Source organism: Paracoccus litorisediminis (assembly GCF_009711205.1).
Lineage (GTDB): Bacteria > Pseudomonadota > Alphaproteobacteria > Rhodobacterales > Rhodobacteraceae > Paracoccus > Paracoccus litorisediminis.
In genome coordinates this window covers 571,335-585,036 of the sequence record NZ_WMIG01000001.1, presented here as the reverse complement: position 1 = coordinate 585,036, position 13,702 = coordinate 571,335, and the positions used below count along the sequence as shown (strand labels likewise).

General features: G+C 64.3%; 16 protein-coding genes. 10 read left to right on the top strand and 6 right to left on the bottom strand.

What is annotated here, in order from left to right:
• Nucleotides 1-22: 22 nt before the first annotated feature.
• The 6 genes from GL300_RS02970 (at nt 23) to GL300_RS02945 (ending at nt 6,713) form a co-directional block, all read left to right on the top strand.
• Nucleotides 23-811 carry a glycoside hydrolase family 25 protein gene (locus GL300_RS02970; RefSeq protein ID WP_155038071.1) on the top strand — a complete coding sequence of 263 codons (789 nt, stop codon included), beginning with the start codon at nt 23-25 and terminating at the stop codon, nt 809-811.
• Entirely contained in the window at nt 778-1,443 is a 666-nt protein-coding gene (locus GL300_RS02965) for a CPBP family intramembrane glutamic endopeptidase (RefSeq protein WP_155038070.1), read from the top strand. The genes GL300_RS02970 and GL300_RS02965 overlap by 34 nt, the downstream gene beginning before the upstream one ends.
• Nucleotides 1,444-1,503: 60 nt before the next feature.
• Complete coding sequence (gene aspS / locus GL300_RS02960; protein WP_155038069.1) at nt 1,504-3,279, top strand: aspartate--tRNA ligase; 1,776 nt, start codon at nt 1,504-1,506, stop codon at nt 3,277-3,279.
• A 158-nt stretch (nt 3,280-3,437) separates the two neighbouring features.
• Nucleotides 3,438-4,805 (top strand): DUF1800 domain-containing protein, encoded by a 1,368-nt coding sequence (locus GL300_RS02955; RefSeq protein ID WP_155038068.1) that lies wholly within the window; start codon nt 3,438-3,440, stop codon nt 4,803-4,805.
• Between the two features lie 8 nt (nt 4,806-4,813).
• Nucleotides 4,814-5,995, top strand: coding sequence for a DUF1501 domain-containing protein (locus tag GL300_RS02950; protein ID WP_155038067.1), 1,182 nt, complete (start codon nt 4,814-4,816; stop codon nt 5,993-5,995).
• 22 nt (nt 5,996-6,017) lie between these two features.
• Nucleotides 6,018-6,713, top strand: a complete 696-nt coding sequence (locus tag GL300_RS02945; RefSeq protein ID WP_155038066.1) for a GNAT family N-acetyltransferase — start codon at nt 6,018-6,020, stop codon at nt 6,711-6,713.
• Here the strand turns inward: GL300_RS02945 and GL300_RS02940 are convergent.
• Complete coding sequence (locus tag GL300_RS02940) at nt 6,701-7,432, bottom strand: response regulator (protein WP_155038065.1); 732 nt, start codon at nt 7,430-7,432, stop codon at nt 6,701-6,703. The two genes, GL300_RS02945 and GL300_RS02940, sit on opposite strands and share 13 nt — an antisense overlap.
• A gap of 196 nt (nt 7,433-7,628) precedes the next feature.
• On the opposite strand from GL300_RS02940, the gene GL300_RS02935 reads away from it, so the two are divergent.
• The gene (locus tag GL300_RS02935; protein ID WP_155038064.1) at nt 7,629-7,889 is read left to right on the top strand and encodes a DUF1467 family protein; all 261 of its coding nucleotides are present in this window, start codon (nt 7,629-7,631) and stop codon (nt 7,887-7,889) included.
• Here the strand turns inward: GL300_RS02935 and GL300_RS02930 are convergent.
• Nucleotides 7,886-8,569 (bottom strand): EI24 domain-containing protein, encoded by a 684-nt coding sequence (locus GL300_RS02930; protein WP_155038063.1) that lies wholly within the window; start codon nt 8,567-8,569, stop codon nt 7,886-7,888. The two genes, GL300_RS02935 and GL300_RS02930, sit on opposite strands and share 4 nt — an antisense overlap.
• The gene (locus tag GL300_RS02925; RefSeq protein ID WP_155038062.1) at nt 8,569-9,135 is read right to left on the bottom strand and encodes a nitroreductase family protein; all 567 of its coding nucleotides are present in this window, start codon (nt 9,133-9,135) and stop codon (nt 8,569-8,571) included. Before GL300_RS02925 ends, GL300_RS02930 begins: the two co-directional genes overlap by 1 nt.
• A 122-nt stretch (nt 9,136-9,257) precedes the next feature.
• On the opposite strand from GL300_RS02925, the gene GL300_RS02920 reads away from it, so the two are divergent.
• Entirely contained in the window at nt 9,258-9,506 is a 249-nt protein-coding gene (locus tag GL300_RS02920; RefSeq protein WP_155038546.1) for a DUF167 domain-containing protein, read from the top strand.
• On the opposite strand, the gene GL300_RS02915 is transcribed toward GL300_RS02920, so the two are convergent.
• On the bottom strand, nt 9,503-9,757 hold the full coding sequence (locus GL300_RS02915; RefSeq protein ID WP_155038061.1) for a hypothetical protein: 255 nt from the start codon (nt 9,755-9,757) through the stop codon (nt 9,503-9,505). The genes GL300_RS02920 and GL300_RS02915 overlap by 4 nt on opposite strands.
• 145 nt (nt 9,758-9,902) lie before the next feature.
• Here GL300_RS02915 and GL300_RS02910 point away from each other — a divergent pair, with 145 nt between their 5' ends.
• Both GL300_RS02910 and GL300_RS02905 read left to right on the top strand, forming a co-directional pair.
• On the top strand, nt 9,903-10,643 hold the full coding sequence (locus GL300_RS02910) for a M48 family metalloprotease (protein WP_425495921.1): 741 nt from the start codon (nt 9,903-9,905) through the stop codon (nt 10,641-10,643).
• 253 nt (nt 10,644-10,896) lie between these two features.
• Entirely contained in the window at nt 10,897-11,226 is a 330-nt protein-coding gene (locus tag GL300_RS02905; protein WP_155038059.1) for a hypothetical protein, read from the top strand.
• A 3-nt stretch (nt 11,227-11,229) separates the two neighbouring features.
• On the opposite strand, the gene ilvN is transcribed toward GL300_RS02905, so the two are convergent.
• Nucleotides 11,230-11,790 (bottom strand): acetolactate synthase small subunit, encoded by a 561-nt coding sequence (gene ilvN, locus GL300_RS02900; protein WP_155038058.1) that lies wholly within the window; start codon nt 11,788-11,790, stop codon nt 11,230-11,232.
• Between the two features lie 25 nt (nt 11,791-11,815).
• The gene (locus GL300_RS02895) at nt 11,816-13,573 is read right to left on the bottom strand and encodes an acetolactate synthase 3 large subunit (RefSeq protein WP_155038057.1); all 1,758 of its coding nucleotides are present in this window, start codon (nt 13,571-13,573) and stop codon (nt 11,816-11,818) included.
• Nucleotides 13,574-13,702: the final 129 nt, after the last annotated feature.

The following is a 13,702-nucleotide window of genomic DNA, read 5'->3' as shown; positions in this document are numbered from 1 at the left end:
CGGGCATGGGCAAGGGGCAGTCATGAAACTTCTGGGCAGAATACTGGGCATCTTATTGGTCGTCTCATTGGCGGCCTGTGGCGGCGGTGGGCGGCGGGCGCCGCATGCCGTCGTCTCGGGCGCGGGGGCGGGGCCGCAATTTGGGGATTCCGCGCCGCATGCATGGGTCGGGGGCCATCCCTATGACCACATGGTGCATGGCATCGACATCTCGCGCTATCAGGGCGACATCAACTGGGCGGCGGTGCGCGGCTCGGGGATCAGCTTTGCCTTTATCAAGGCGACCGAGGGCGGCGACCACGCCGACCCGAATTTCCGCCGCTACTGGTATGAGGCCGGACAGGCCCGCATTCCGCGCGGCGCGTATCACTATTTCTACTTCTGCCGCTCGGGCGCGCAGCAGGCGGCGTGGTTCATCGCCAATGTCCCGCGCGAACGTGGCGCGATGCCGCCGGTCATCGATCTGGAATGGACGGCTTCCAAAACCTGTCCGCGCCGTCCGCCCAGCGGCGAAGTGCTGCGCGAGGCCAAGATCTTCAAGGACATCCTGCATCGCCATTACGGGCAGCGGCCGATCATCTACACCACGGTCGATTTCTACCGTGACAACAACCTTGGCAGCTGGCCCGAGGAATTCTGGCTGCGCTCGGTCGCGGGCCATCCGCGCATCGTCTATCCGGGCCAGCGCTACAGCTTCTGGCAATATACCGGGACGGGCCGGGTGCCGGGCATCGGCGGCAATGTCGATTTGAACGTCTTTGACGGCAGCCCGGCGCAATGGCGCGTCTGGCTGGGCCGGAGGCTGCAATAAACCGCCGCCTGCTATGGCTTGAATTCGTGGCGCTCTATATCGGGGCGCCACTTGTCATTGCGCTGTTCATGCCCGGTCACATGCTGTTCGAGGCGCTGGGCGTCTTCTGCCTTGCCGGGCTGGCGCTGCTGTGGCGGACCGGGGGCTTTGACTGGCGCGGCCTGATCCGCGGCTGGTCGCGCCTGCCATGGGCCGAGATCGCCGGCATGGCGGTCGTGACCTTTGGCCTTGGCGTCGCCATCCTGTGGTTCTCGCGCCCCGGCGCGCTGTTCAACATGCTGCTGAACCGGCCCGGTTTCCTGCCGGTGGTCTGGGTCTTTTACCCGTTCCTGTCGGCACTGCCGCAAGAGCTGATCTTTCGCCCGCTGTTCTTTCACCGCTACGGCGCGCTGCTGCCGCATGGCCGGGGGGCGCTGGCGCTGAACGCGGCGATCTTTTCATTCGCCCATCTGATGTACTGGTCGTGGATCGTCGCCATCCTGACCTTTGTCGGCGGCTGGTTCTTTGCTCGCGCCTATCTGCGCCACGGCTTTCCGGCGGCATGGTTGCTGCACGCGGTGGCCGGAAACGTGCTGTTCACGGTGGGAATGGGGGCCTATTTCTACTCGGGCAATGTCGTGCGACCCTTCTAGAACTTGACTTCCCCGGCCTGTCGCGCTTGATGCGTGCGCTGAAACCAAGGGGAAAACAAGATGAGCGTCTATCGCAGCCATACCTGCGGCGAGCTGACCGCCGCGAATGCCGGGTCCGAAATCCGTCTGTCCGGCTGGGTCCACAGGGTCCGGGATCACGGCGGCGTGCTGTTCATCGACCTGCGCGATCATTACGGCATCACTCAGGTCATCGCCGACAGCGACAGCCCGGCCTTTGCCGCGCTGGAAAAGCTGCGCGCCGAGACCGTGATCCGCATCGACGGCCGCGTGAAGCTGCGTGACGCCTCGCTGATCAACCCGAAGCTTCCCACCGGCGAGATCGAGGTCTATGCGACCGCGACCGAGGTGCTGGGGCCGTCGGACGACCTGCCGCTGCCGGTCTTTGGCGATCAGGACTACCCCGAGGAAACCCGTCTGGCGTACCGCTTCCTCGATCTGCGCCGCGACAGCCTGCACAACAACATCATGCTGCGTTCGAAGGTCATCCGCTCGATCCGCAACCGCATGTGGGATCAGGACTTCACCGAGTTCCAGACCCCGATCATCACCGCGTCCAGCCCCGAAGGCGCGCGCGACTTCCTCGTGCCGTCGCGCCTGCATCCGGGCAAGTTCTACGCGCTGCCGCAGGCCCCTCAGCAGTTCAAGCAGCTGATCATGGTCGCGGGCTTCGACAAGTATTTCCAGATCGCGCCCTGCTTCCGTGACGAAGACCCGCGCGCCGACCGCTCGCCGACGGATTTCTACCAGCTTGACCTTGAGATGTCCTTCATCGAGCAAGAGGACGTCTTCAACACCGTCCAGCCGGTCATTCAGGGCCTGTTCGAGGAATTCGGCAAGGGCCGCCCGGTCGATGCCGAATGGCCGCGCATCCCTTACGCGGAATCGCTGCTGAAATACGGCAGCGACAAGCCCGACCTGCGCAACCCGATCGAGATGCAGATTGTCTCGGACCATTTCCGCGATTCCGGCTTTGCGATCTTTGCGAAACTGCTGGAGCAGGACGGGACCGAGGTTCGCGCCATTCCCGCGCCGACCGGTGGCTCGCGCAAATTCGCCGACCGCATGAACGCCTTCGCCCAGCAACAGGGCCTGCCGGGCATGGGTTACATCTTCTGGCGCAAGGCCGAGGATGGCTCGACCGAGGCTGCCGGTCCCATCGCCAAGGCGCTGGGTGCAGAAAAGACCGAAGCGATCCGCGTCCAGCTGGGCCTGGGCGAGGGCGACGCCGCCTTCTTCCTTGGCGGCAAGCCCGAGAACTTCGAGGCGGTCGCCGGTCGCGCCCGCAACGAGATCGGTCGCGAGCTGGGCCTGACGCAGGAAAACCAGTTCAAATTCGCCTGGATCGTCGATTTCCCGATGTATGAGAAATCCGACGACGGCAAGATCGACTTCAGCCACAACCCCTTCTCGATGCCGCAAGGCGGGATGGAGGCGCTGAATGGCGATCCGCTGCAGGTGCTGGGCTACCAGTATGACCTGGCCTGCAACGGCTATGAGCTGATCTCGGGCGCGATCCGCAACCACAAGCCGGAAATCATGTTCAAAGCCTTTGAGCTGGCCGGCTATGGCCATGACGAGGTCGAGAAGCGTTTCGGCGGCATGGTCAAGGCTTTCCGCTATGGCGCGCCGCCCCACGGTGGCTGCGCGGCTGGCATCGACCGGATCGTGATGCTGCTGGCGGATGAACAGAACATCCGCGAGGTCATCATGTTCCCGATGAACCAGCGCGCCGAAGACCTGATGATGGGCGCGCCGTCCGAGCCCACCAACGAACAAATGCGCGAATTGCGCCTGCGCAGTCTGCCGAAAGAGTAAATTCCGGCAACTGCCTGAAAACCTGCCGAAAGCCTTCGGGCTTTCGGCGATTTCCCGCGCCATTGCGCGGGCCTGCCAAAAGCGTGAACTGACCTTTCCGCCCCACCGTGGCATAAGCTTGAGGGAATTGAGCTTATCTTGAAGTGACGGTCGCCCGCATGAATGTCGATTTTCCCCAGCTTGCAGCCATCCGGCTGGGCTTCGGCCTGTCACCGCTGATGCCGCCGCCACAGGATCCGGCCGAACTTTTGGCGGGTCTTGGTCTGGCCGCGCCTGAACCGGGTTCGATGACCAGCGAGCAGGCGCGCGAAATGACCAAGCTTCGCACTCGTCTGCGCAGGGCGAGGTACGATAGCGAAGCTGCTGAAAAGGAATACAGCGTCCAGAATAAGCTGATGGGCCGCCAACTGGCGCGCGACCTGCAGGGCCGTATCGCACGGGCCGTCGATGACCCTTTCGGCTTCGGTGAGCGATTGGTGCAGTTCTGGTCAGATCACTTCACTGCAGTGCCGACCGGTCTGGCCAATAACCCGCTTGGCTCTGCTTATGTCAACGAGGCGATCCGCCCGCATATCGGTGGCCGCTTCGAGGATATGTTCTTTGCCGCTGACACGCATCCGATGATGCTGGTCTACCTGAACCAAAATACCAGCCGCGGGCCGAATTCCATGGCGGCGCGGCGCCAGCCCGACAAGGCGCTTGGCCTGAACGAGAACCTTGCCCGCGAGGCGATGGAGCTGCACTCGCTGGGCGTTGGTGCGCCCTATACGCAGGCCGATGTACGCCAGCTGGCCGAGTTGCTGACCGGCCTCAGCTACAACCTGCAGAAGGGCTTCGAATACCTGCCCCAGATCGCCGAACCGGGGGCCGAGACGGTGTTGGGCGTCAGCTATGGCGGCGAGAATAAGGCGACCCTGCGCGACATTCGTCTGGCCTTGCGCGACATCGCGCGCCGCGCCGAAACGGCGCAGCATGTCTCGCGCAAGCTGGCGATACATTTCGTTTCGGACAGCCCCTCGGCCGATCTGGTCGATCAGATGGCCGCGAAATGGCGCGAGACCGACGGCCATCTGCCGCAGGTTTACCGCGTCATGATGACCCATCCTGAACTGGAGGCCACCTTCCGCCAGAAGGTGCGACAGCCCTTCGACTATATGGTCGCCGCGCTGCGCGCGCTTGGCGTCACCGGCAAGCAGGTGATGGCGCTGGATTTTCCTCAGCTTCCAGCGATACTGTTCCAGCCGCTGGCCGGGATGGGGCAGCGCTGGATGCGTCCTGTCGGTCCCGATGGCTGGCCCGAGGCCCCCGAGGCCTGGATCGCGCCACAGTTGCTGGCGGCAAGGATCTCTTGGGCGCTGCAGACCCCGCGCAAATTCGTCAAGCCATTGCCCGATCCGCGCGACATGCTGCAAACCGCACTTGGCGGCACCCAGTCGCCCGAGCTGGACTGGGCCGTGCCCAAAGCCGAGAACCGCGCCGAGGGCGTGGCACTGATCCTCGCCTCCAGTGATTTCAACCGCCGATAGGAGCAACCATGATCCTTCTGAACCGGCGCCTGTTCCTGAAATCCGCGGCCCTGATCGGCTGCTCGGCGGCGGCGCATCCGCTGACGAGCACCATCACCTTTGCGGCGCTGCCAGCCGACAGCCGGCTGGTCGTCATCATCCTGCGCGGCGCCATGGACGGGCTGGACGCGATCCAGCCTTACGGCGACCCGATGCTGGCCAAGCTGCGCAGCAAGATCTCGACCGGGCCGGACAATGGCGCGATGGATCTGGACGGGTTCTATGCGCTGCACTCGCGACTGGCCCCGCTGATGCCCTTGTGGCAAAAGGGCGAGCTGGCCTTTGCCCATGCCGTCTCGACGCCCTACCGCGACAAGCGCAGCCATTTCGACGGGCAGGACCTGCTTGAGGCCGGGTCGGGCAATGACCTGCCGATCGACTGGCGCGCGGGTGGCTGGCTGAACCGGCTGCTGCAGGCTATGCCGCAGGCCAAGGCCGAGACCGCCTATTCCGTCGGGGTCGAGCCGATGCGCATCCTCAGTGGCGAGGCCGCGCATCTGGGCTGGGCGCCGCGCGCCGCGCTGACCATGTCGCCGCAAGCGCAATCGCTGCTGGACCATGTCTATCACGAGGACGCGCTGTTTCGCGAATCGGCGCGGGATGCCTTCCGCATCGCGTCCGAGACCTCGCAATCCGAGATGGGCAAGGGACCGACGGCGGATGCGGCGGCGCTGGGGGCCTTTGCCGCCTCGCGGCTGAATGCAGAATCGCGGATCGCGGCGTTTTCGCTGGCAGGCTGGGACAGCCATGCCAACCAGACCGCAGTGCTGGGCCGGGCACTGGACAATCTGGCGGCTGCCATCCTTGCGCTGCGCGATGGTCTGGGCGCGAACTGGGGCAGTACCACCGTGCTGGCCATGACCGAGTTTGGCCGCACCGTGCGCGAGAATGGCTCGGCCGGGACCGATCACGGCACTGGCGGCGCGCTGATCATGGCGGGCGGCGCGATCAAGGGACGGCGCGCCTATGGCGATTGGCCGGGACTGGGCGAGGGACAGCTTTACGCCGATCGCGACCTGATGCCGACGCGCGACATCCGCGCTTATGCCGCTTGGGCGCTGCGCGGCCAGTTCGGTATCGAACAGGACATGCTGGAGCGGATCATCTTTCCGGGCCTTGATCTTGGCCGCGATCCGGGGATTCTGGCCTGACCTCAATCTGTCAGGAACTGGAATGACCGAGCGACCGACCGGCCCAATTGTTCAGGGTTTCACCACGCCACCCGCGCCGGGCCAGGCCCTGCCGGGGCGCTATGTCACGCTGGAGCCGCTGGACCCCGCGCTTCATGCCGATGACCTGTTCCTGGCCAATCAGGGGCAGGACTGGGTTTGGGATTACCTGCCCTACGGCCCCTTCGCGGATCTGACCACCTATCGCGACTGGCAGGCCGAGGTTGCGGGCAAGCCTGATCCCTATTTCTTTGCCCTGCGCGATAGCGCGACCGGCAAGATCGGCGGCGTCGCCTCGTACCTGCGCATCGACCGTGGCAATGGCGTGATCGAGATCGGGCATATCCAGATTGCCCCCGTCCTGCAGCGCAGCGCCGCCGCCAGCGAGGCGATCCTGCTGATGATCCGCTGGGCGTTCGAGGCGGGCTATCGCCGGGTCGAATGGAAATGCAATGCGCTGAACGCCCCGTCGATGGTCGCGGCAAGGCGCTACGGTTTCACCTATGAGGGCACGTTCCGCCAGCACCTGATCGTCAAGGGGCAGAACCGCGACAGCGCGTGGTTCTCGATCCTCGACGGGGAATGGCCGGCGCTGCGGGATGCCTATGATCAATGGCTGGCGCCCGAGAATTTCGCGCCGGATGGCGGCCAGATCACGCGGCTGTCGGAATTGACCGAGGCGGCGCTTCAGCAGCGCTGAACGGCGGTCAGGCGGTCCTGCACCATGCTGCTGATCCGGGCCATGTCCATTGCCAGTGCCGTGCCGCCGTCGCGATTGCGCGCCAGGGCCGTCGCCGCATCCTCAAGCGGCCGGTCATGGGCCGAGCGCGCCACCCCGGCCAGAAACCGGGCGATATATTCGATGGCGGCGATGTCATCGGCCAGATCCAGCACCTCGGCGACATGGGCCAGATCGTCGCGCAGCGCGGCCTGATCAGGGACGATCACGTCATCGGGGACGGCGCGCAGCCCGGTGGGACGTGCCTCGGGTGGCAGGGCGGCAAGGATCGCGTGTTGGAACTGGCCAAGGCTTTCGATCGGCTTGGCCAGAAAGCCGTCCGCCCCGGCAGCCAGCGCCGCATCACGATTTTCGGGATTTCCGGAAATCCCAAGGATCACCGGCGCGCGTGGCCGGGTCCGAGAAATGGTGCGGATCACCTCGGCCCCGTCGCCATCGGGTAGGCCCATGTCGATGATGATCGCGCCGGGGCGATAGGTCTGCAGATGGCGCAGCGCTGCGCGGATGGTATCGGCGCGGCGGATGCGCGCCCCGGATCGCAGACACAACAGCCGCACCGCTTCGGACGCAAAACGGGAATCTTCGACCACCAGCACGGTCAGTCCGGCCAAGGGGCGCTGGGGCAGGGTGGCGCGCCACGCGGGGTATTCGTCAAGATTCCTCGTCAGATCGTCTGTCATCATCAGAATCCTTCAAATGAATGGCTTCGTTGAATCAAATTCGCCCGATTCCCCTAAGAACCGGTTAACGGCGATATGTCTGAGGCCGATTCCGCTTTTCCGTGTGCGGTCCGCAGCCTAAAACTGCGGCAGCAGGACGGGAGGGGAAGATGCAGGCAGTCATTCACGGAACAGAACGCGAGCGGGGGCAGGCTCAATGAACCTGACCGGAGGCATCGTCCTTTATGCCGTGCTGTGGTTTCTGGTGCTGTTCGTGCTGCTGCCGATCGGCCAGCAAAGTCAGGCCGATGTCGGTCGGGTGACCCCCGGCACGCCCGCAGGCGCCCCGCATGAGCCGAAGCTGAAAAAGAAGATGATCTGGGCCACGTTGATCGCGGCCCTGATCTGGGCGGGGATTGCCTGGGTCATCCTTGGCGGCGTCATCACCCGTTCGGATATCGAGGGCTGGACCAGCTAGCGCCGCGTGCTGAGGTGATAAAGGTGGGTGAAGCCCGCCGCCGCCAGCACCGGGACCAGCACGTTCACGAAGGGGATCGTGACCAGCAGCGTCAGCAACACGCCCAGCGTGGTTGACTGACGTAGCATCCGCTGGCGCAGCGCATTGGCTTGCGGGGCGTGAAGGTGACGACGCGCCGCCATCTGAAAGAACTCGCGCCCCAGCAGCCAACCGTTCGCCAGATAGAACAGGATGCTGGCAAAGGGACCGATAAAGGGCGTCAGCACCAGCGTCAGCAAGGTGACCCCGATTACCGCGCCCATCACCGCCAGCGATTCCCACAGCCCGTCCATGAAATTGACGGGCAGGCCCTTGATGCCGGGGTAATGGGTTTCCTCGACCGCGTCGGCGACGCGCTCGGCGAACAGCCCGGCAAAGCCTGCGGTCACCGGGGCCATCAGAAAGATCGACATGATCGGGAACAGCAGCAGCGTGCCCCATGAAAGCGCCGGGCCAAGCGTGACTTCCCCGATCCAGGGCAGGCTGAGGGTCTCGGGGGCAAAGAGGCGGACCGCCCAGAAGGCGGCGGCCTGCAGCGCCACGAACAGGACCAGCGTCAGCGCAACGCCCAGCACCACGACGCCAAAGATGCGCGGGCGCAGCAGATCACCCCACGCGCGGGTCAGGGCCGTCAGGACCATCACAGAAACACCGTCTTGGACGCGATGTCGGGGCGGGGACGATCCGGGGGCGGATTGCCGCGCTGACCGATATGGATCAGGCCGACGATACGCTCACCGGGGGCAATGCCCAGATGTGTCTGCGCAAATTCCGGCTGGGTCGCCGGGCCGGTCAGCCAGGCCGCGCCGTAGCCTGCCGCCAGTGCCGCGTTCAGCAGCTCAAGACAGACCGCGCCCGCAGACAGGAACTGCTCCCATTCGGGGATCTTGGGGCTGTCCACCGGGGTCGAGATCACAGCGATGATCACCGGCGAGGCAAAGGCCGAACGCGCCTTTTCCACCGCCGTCTCATCGCCGCCGTTTGCGGCCACGAAATCGGCCAGAACCGGGGCCAGTCGGTCCAGCGTCGCCCGCTCCAGCACGGCAAAACGCCACGGCTCCAGCTTGCCATGATCGGGGACGCGCGCGGCCAGCTCCAGCAGGTCCATCAGCTCGGCGCGGGCGGGCGGCGGGCCGCTGAGCAGTTTCGGGGGATGCGAGCGGCGGTGGCGCAGGAAAGACAGCGTCGCGGGATCGGTATGTTGCAAGGCGGGCCTCGAAGGTCGTGGCACCTGACAGGCAGGCGCGGGTTTCCGGCGTGGTGACGCGCGGTGGCGGGATGGGCGCAGATGGCCATATAAGGCAGAAAATGACCAGAGCAACGGACGCCATGACCGACCTCAGCCACCTTGCCCTCCCCGGTACCGAGATCGCGGTGCGGGTGACGCCCAAAGCGTCGCGCAACGCTGTGACCGTGGACGGCGCCACCATCCGCGTCCATGTCACCACCGTCCCCGAGGACGGCAAGGCCAATGCCGCCGTGGTCAAGCTGTTGGCCAAGGCACTGGGCGTAGCCAAGTCGCGGCTGGTCCTGACGCGCGGGGCGACCTCGCGCGACAAGGTGTTCCGGATCGATTAGCGCCGTTCCAGCCGGTAGTTGCCCTCGGGCAGGTTCAGGGCGGCGCGCAGCTCTTCGAGCTGCTCGATGGTGAAGACGATCTGGGCCAGCTCGCCGGTGTCGGGATCGTATTGCTCGACGATGATGCGGTCGTCGAAGCTTTGGATCACGACATCCTCGTTCAAGGGCCGTGCCCCCAGAGGCGAACCTTCGGGCAGCTCGTCGACAAGCGTGATGACCGTGGCGTCGAATTCATGTTCGATGGTGAACATTGCGGGCCTTTCTGGGCGGTTACACTGCAACATTCGCGTGAGTTTCGCGTCTCGGCAAGGGCGGGGGTTGGCGCGGATGCGCAAGGCCGGATAAGGTGGCGCGACGTGCGGACGGCTCCGCCGGAATAGAAGGCGGGAGACAGCGATCATGAAGGCTTGGCAGGCAGCGGTGGTGTCGGCATTGGCATTGGCGGGTTGCGCCATCCAGCCGGTGTCGCAGCCCCAGGTCCAACCAGCGCCGCAGATCGCACCCTCGCCTGATCTGGCGATGGGCGCGCGCGCCTCGGCCCGGTCCTTTATCAGCGTGATCAACCGGATGGAGCCGGCGGTTGAACGCGAATGCGTGCAGCGCCGCACCCAGCCGATCAATTGCGATTTCCAGTTCGTCGTCGATGACCGCTCGGGGCTGGAGCCGAATGCCTTCCAGACCATCGACGACAAGGGCCGCCCGGTGATCGGCTTCACCCTGTCCCTGATCGGAGAGGCGCGCAATGCCGATGAGCTGGCCTTCGTCGTCGGCCATGAGGCCAGCCACCATATCCTTGGGCATATCGACCGCAAATCCACCGCCGCCAGCATGGGCGCGGTGATCCTGGGCGGGCTGGCCAGCGCCTATGGCGGCACCGATGAGGCGATCCAGAACGCCCAGCAGATGGGGGCGCAGTTCGGCGCGCGCTACTATTCCAAGGACTGGGAACTGGAGGCCGACTATCTGGGCGCGATCATCACCTTGAACGCGGGATTTGACCCGGAACATGGCGCCCAGTTCTTTGCCCGCATCCCCGATCCGGGTGATCGAATTCTGGGCACCCATCCGTCGAACGCTGCGCGGATGCAGCAGGTCAGCAGGGCTGTCGCAGATTATCGTGCTGGAAGGGTGCGATAATTTCTGACCCTGTGGCACAGATGCAGCAGATTCGAATCCGCTGATTGGCCTGTTAACCCATTTATATCCAATAATTTTAGCAGATCCTTAACAATGGTTGAGGAAGCGCTGTGCAAGGGGTTCCACTTGCCTGAAAGCATAGGCAAGCCCTTGCCGATGTTTCTTCTTCCATAGGCGATAGTTCGCCAATACGTTCGCCTACAGATTGAGTCCGGGTCCCGCCATATGTCGGGGAATGCTTGGGGGGATTTTGATGATCGGTGTCGTTCTGTGGAGCGATCCGCCCAGAGAAAAGGCGATCATCTGGTGCGAGGATCACGCCGCGTTGGCCTATTTGCAGGGCCGCGACAACCTGCTGGCCGAGAAATGGCCCGAAGCAGGCGATCTTGTCGAACTTGACTGCGAGGATGTGGGCCAGCATCGCTTGGCGCGGCGGGTCAGTCTGCTGTCAGCGCCGGGAAAGTCGCAACTGCCGGGCATCCTGCGCAAGATGGCCGACACACCTCCGCCACCGCTGCGCGTGATCTCGAATGACGATTACGATGCCGCGCCGCGATCCTGCCGGATCGCGGCGGCGGGCTAGGCTTCAGGCGCCGCGCGCCAGCGCAGCGACCCCGGTGCGGGCCAGATCCGACAGGCCCAGGGGGCGCATCAGTTCGGCAAAGGCGTCCAGTTTTTCGGGCGTGCCGGTCATCTCGAAGACAAAGCTTTCCAGCGTCGAGTCGACCACGTTGGCGCGGAAGATTTCCGCGATGCGCAGCGCCTCGACGCGCTTGTCGCCCTTGCCCGAAACCTTGAACAGGCCCAGTTCGCGTTCCACGCTGGGTCCCTCGACGGTCAGGTCATGAACCTCGTGGACCGGGATGATGCGGCCCAACTGCGCCTTGATCTGCTCGATCACCGCGGGCGTGCCGCGGGTCACGATGGTGATGCGCGAGCGGTGGCCCAGATGGTCCACCTCGGCCACGGTCAGGCTGTCGATGTTGAAACCACGCCCCGAGAACAGGCCGATGACGCGGGCAAGGACGCCCGCCTCGTTATCGACCAGCACCGCAAGGGTGTGGCTTTCGATGGTCTGGGCGTTGGGGTCGCGCAGGTCATAAGCCGAATGGCTCGACGCGCCCTTTTCGATCTTCAGTGCCGCCATGTTCTTGTCTTCCCTGTAATGATGATCAGACCAGTGCCCCGCCGACGCCGGTAATGGCGTCTTCGGTCGAGGCTTCGCCCAGAATCATCTCATTATGCGGCTTGCCCGAGGGGATCATCGGGAAGCAGTTCTCGTGCTTCTCGACCATCACGTCGAGGATGAAGGGCCCGTCGTAATCCAGCATTTCCTGAATCGCGTCGTCCAATTCCGCCGGGTCGCTGACCAACCGGCCCTTGCAACCAAAGGCTTCGGCCAGTTTCACGAAATCGGGCAGGCTTTCCGACCAGCTTTGGCTGTAACGCTCGCCATGCAGCAATTGCTGCCACTGGCGAACCATGCCCAGCCGTTCATTGTTCAGGATGAACTGCTTGACCGGGGCGCGGAACTGCACGGCCGTGCCCATTTCCTGCATGTTCATCAGCCAGCTGGCCTCACCCGCGACGTTGACGACCAGCGCCTCGGGATGGGCGACTTGCACGCCGATGGACGCGGGCAGGCCGTAGCCCATCGTCCCCAGCCCGCCGCTGGTCATCCAGCGGTTCGGGTCCTCGAAATGCAGGAACTGCGCGGCCCACATCTGGTGCTGGCCGACCTCGGTGGTGATGTAGCGATCCTTGCGATGCGCGGTCAGGGCCTGCAAACGCTCCAGCGCGTGCTGAGGTTTGATGACCTTGTCCGAGTTGCGATAGGTCAGGCATTTCACCGCCTTCCACTGCTCGATCTGGGTCCACCATTTGCGGACGCCTTCGGCATTGGTCTTGCGGCCGCGGGCCTTCCAGATCTTCAGCATATCTTCCAGCACATGGCCGACATCGCCGACGATCGGCAGGTCGACATGGATGACCTTGTTGATCGAGCTGGAATCGATGTCGATCTGCACCTTGACCGAGCCGGGGCTGAAATCCTTGACCCGACCGGTGATGCGGTCGTCGAAACGTGCGCCGACCGCGATCATCAGGTCGCAATCATGCATGGCCATGTTGGCTTCATACAGCCCGTGCATGCCCAGCATACCGATCCAGTTCTTGCCCGAGGCCGGATAGGCGCCCAGACCCATCAGGGTCGAGGTCAGCGGGAAACCGGTCGCATCGGCCAGTTCGCGCAGCAATTGCGCCGCAGCAGGCCCCGAGTTGATGACGCCGCCGCCGGTGTAAAGGATCGGGCGCTCGGCCTTTTCCATCAGCTCGACCAGACGGGTGATCGCCTCCAGATCGCCCTTTTTCGCGGGCTGGTAGCTGGGCGTGTCGATCTGTTTGGGGCCGACATATTCGCCGGTGGCGAATTGCACGTCCTTGGGGATATCGACCAGAACCGGGCCCGGACGGCCCGAGGTGGCCACGTGGAACGCCTTGTGGATGGTCGCGGACAGGTCGTCCGTTTCCTTGACCAGCCAGTTATGCTTGGTGCAGGGGCGGGTGATGCCGACGGTATCGGCCTCTTGGAAGCCATCCGTGCCGATCAGGAAGGTCGGGACCTGACCCGACAGCACGACCAGCGGAATCGAATCCAGCAGCGCATCGGTCAGGCCGGTGACCGCATTGGTCGCGCCCGGACCCGAGGTCACCAGAACGACGCCCGGCTTGCCGGTGGAACGCGCATAGCCCTCGGCCATGTGGACCGCACCCTGCTCGTGGCGAACCAGGATGTGCTTGATATCATTCTGCTGAAAGATCTCGTCGTAGATGGGTAGTACCGCACCACCCGGATAGCCGAATACGGTGTCGACGCCCTGATCGCGCAGAGCTTCGATAACCATCCTTGCACCCGTCATGGTTCGGGACATGCCCATTCTCCTTATGTGTTCCTCGCGGGCGGCTCATTCGTGGTCCTCCGCCGTCGCGCCGCCGGAACCTATGGGGGCGGCACGGCAGGGTCAATGGGCCAAATCCAAGAAAATGACCGCAAATGGCTG

Bases quoted from the DNA above. Each gene is read 5' to 3' on its own strand.
- GL300_RS02970 (WP_155038071.1), top strand. From the start codon at position 23: ATGAAACTTCTGGGCAGAATACTGGGCATCTTATTGGTCGTCTCATTG.
- GL300_RS02965 (WP_155038070.1), top strand. From the start codon at position 778: ATGGCGCGTCTGGCTGGGCCGGAGGCTGCAATAAACCGCCGCCTGCTA.
- aspS (WP_155038069.1), top strand. From the start codon at position 1,504: ATGAGCGTCTATCGCAGCCATACCTGCGGCGAGCTGACCGCCGCGAAT.
- GL300_RS02955 (WP_155038068.1), top strand. From the start codon at position 3,438: ATGAATGTCGATTTTCCCCAGCTTGCAGCCATCCGGCTGGGCTTCGGC.
- GL300_RS02950 (WP_155038067.1), top strand. From the start codon at position 4,814: ATGATCCTTCTGAACCGGCGCCTGTTCCTGAAATCCGCGGCCCTGATC.
- GL300_RS02945 (WP_155038066.1), top strand. From the start codon at position 6,018: ATGACCGAGCGACCGACCGGCCCAATTGTTCAGGGTTTCACCACGCCA.
- GL300_RS02940 (WP_155038065.1), bottom strand. From the start codon at position 7,432: ATGACAGACGATCTGACGAGGAATCTTGACGAATACCCCGCGTGGCGC.
- GL300_RS02935 (WP_155038064.1), top strand. From the start codon at position 7,629: ATGAACCTGACCGGAGGCATCGTCCTTTATGCCGTGCTGTGGTTTCTG.
- GL300_RS02930 (WP_155038063.1), bottom strand. From the start codon at position 8,569: ATGGTCCTGACGGCCCTGACCCGCGCGTGGGGTGATCTGCTGCGCCCG.
- GL300_RS02920 (WP_155038546.1), top strand. From the start codon at position 9,258: ATGACCGACCTCAGCCACCTTGCCCTCCCCGGTACCGAGATCGCGGTG.
- GL300_RS02915 (WP_155038061.1), bottom strand. From the start codon at position 9,757: ATGTTCACCATCGAACATGAATTCGACGCCACGGTCATCACGCTTGTC.
- GL300_RS02905 (WP_155038059.1), top strand. From the start codon at position 10,897: ATGATCGGTGTCGTTCTGTGGAGCGATCCGCCCAGAGAAAAGGCGATC.
- ilvN (WP_155038058.1), bottom strand. From the start codon at position 11,790: ATGGCGGCACTGAAGATCGAAAAGGGCGCGTCGAGCCATTCGGCTTAT.
- GL300_RS02895 (WP_155038057.1), bottom strand. From the start codon at position 13,573: ATGTCCCGAACCATGACGGGTGCAAGGATGGTTATCGAAGCTCTGCGC.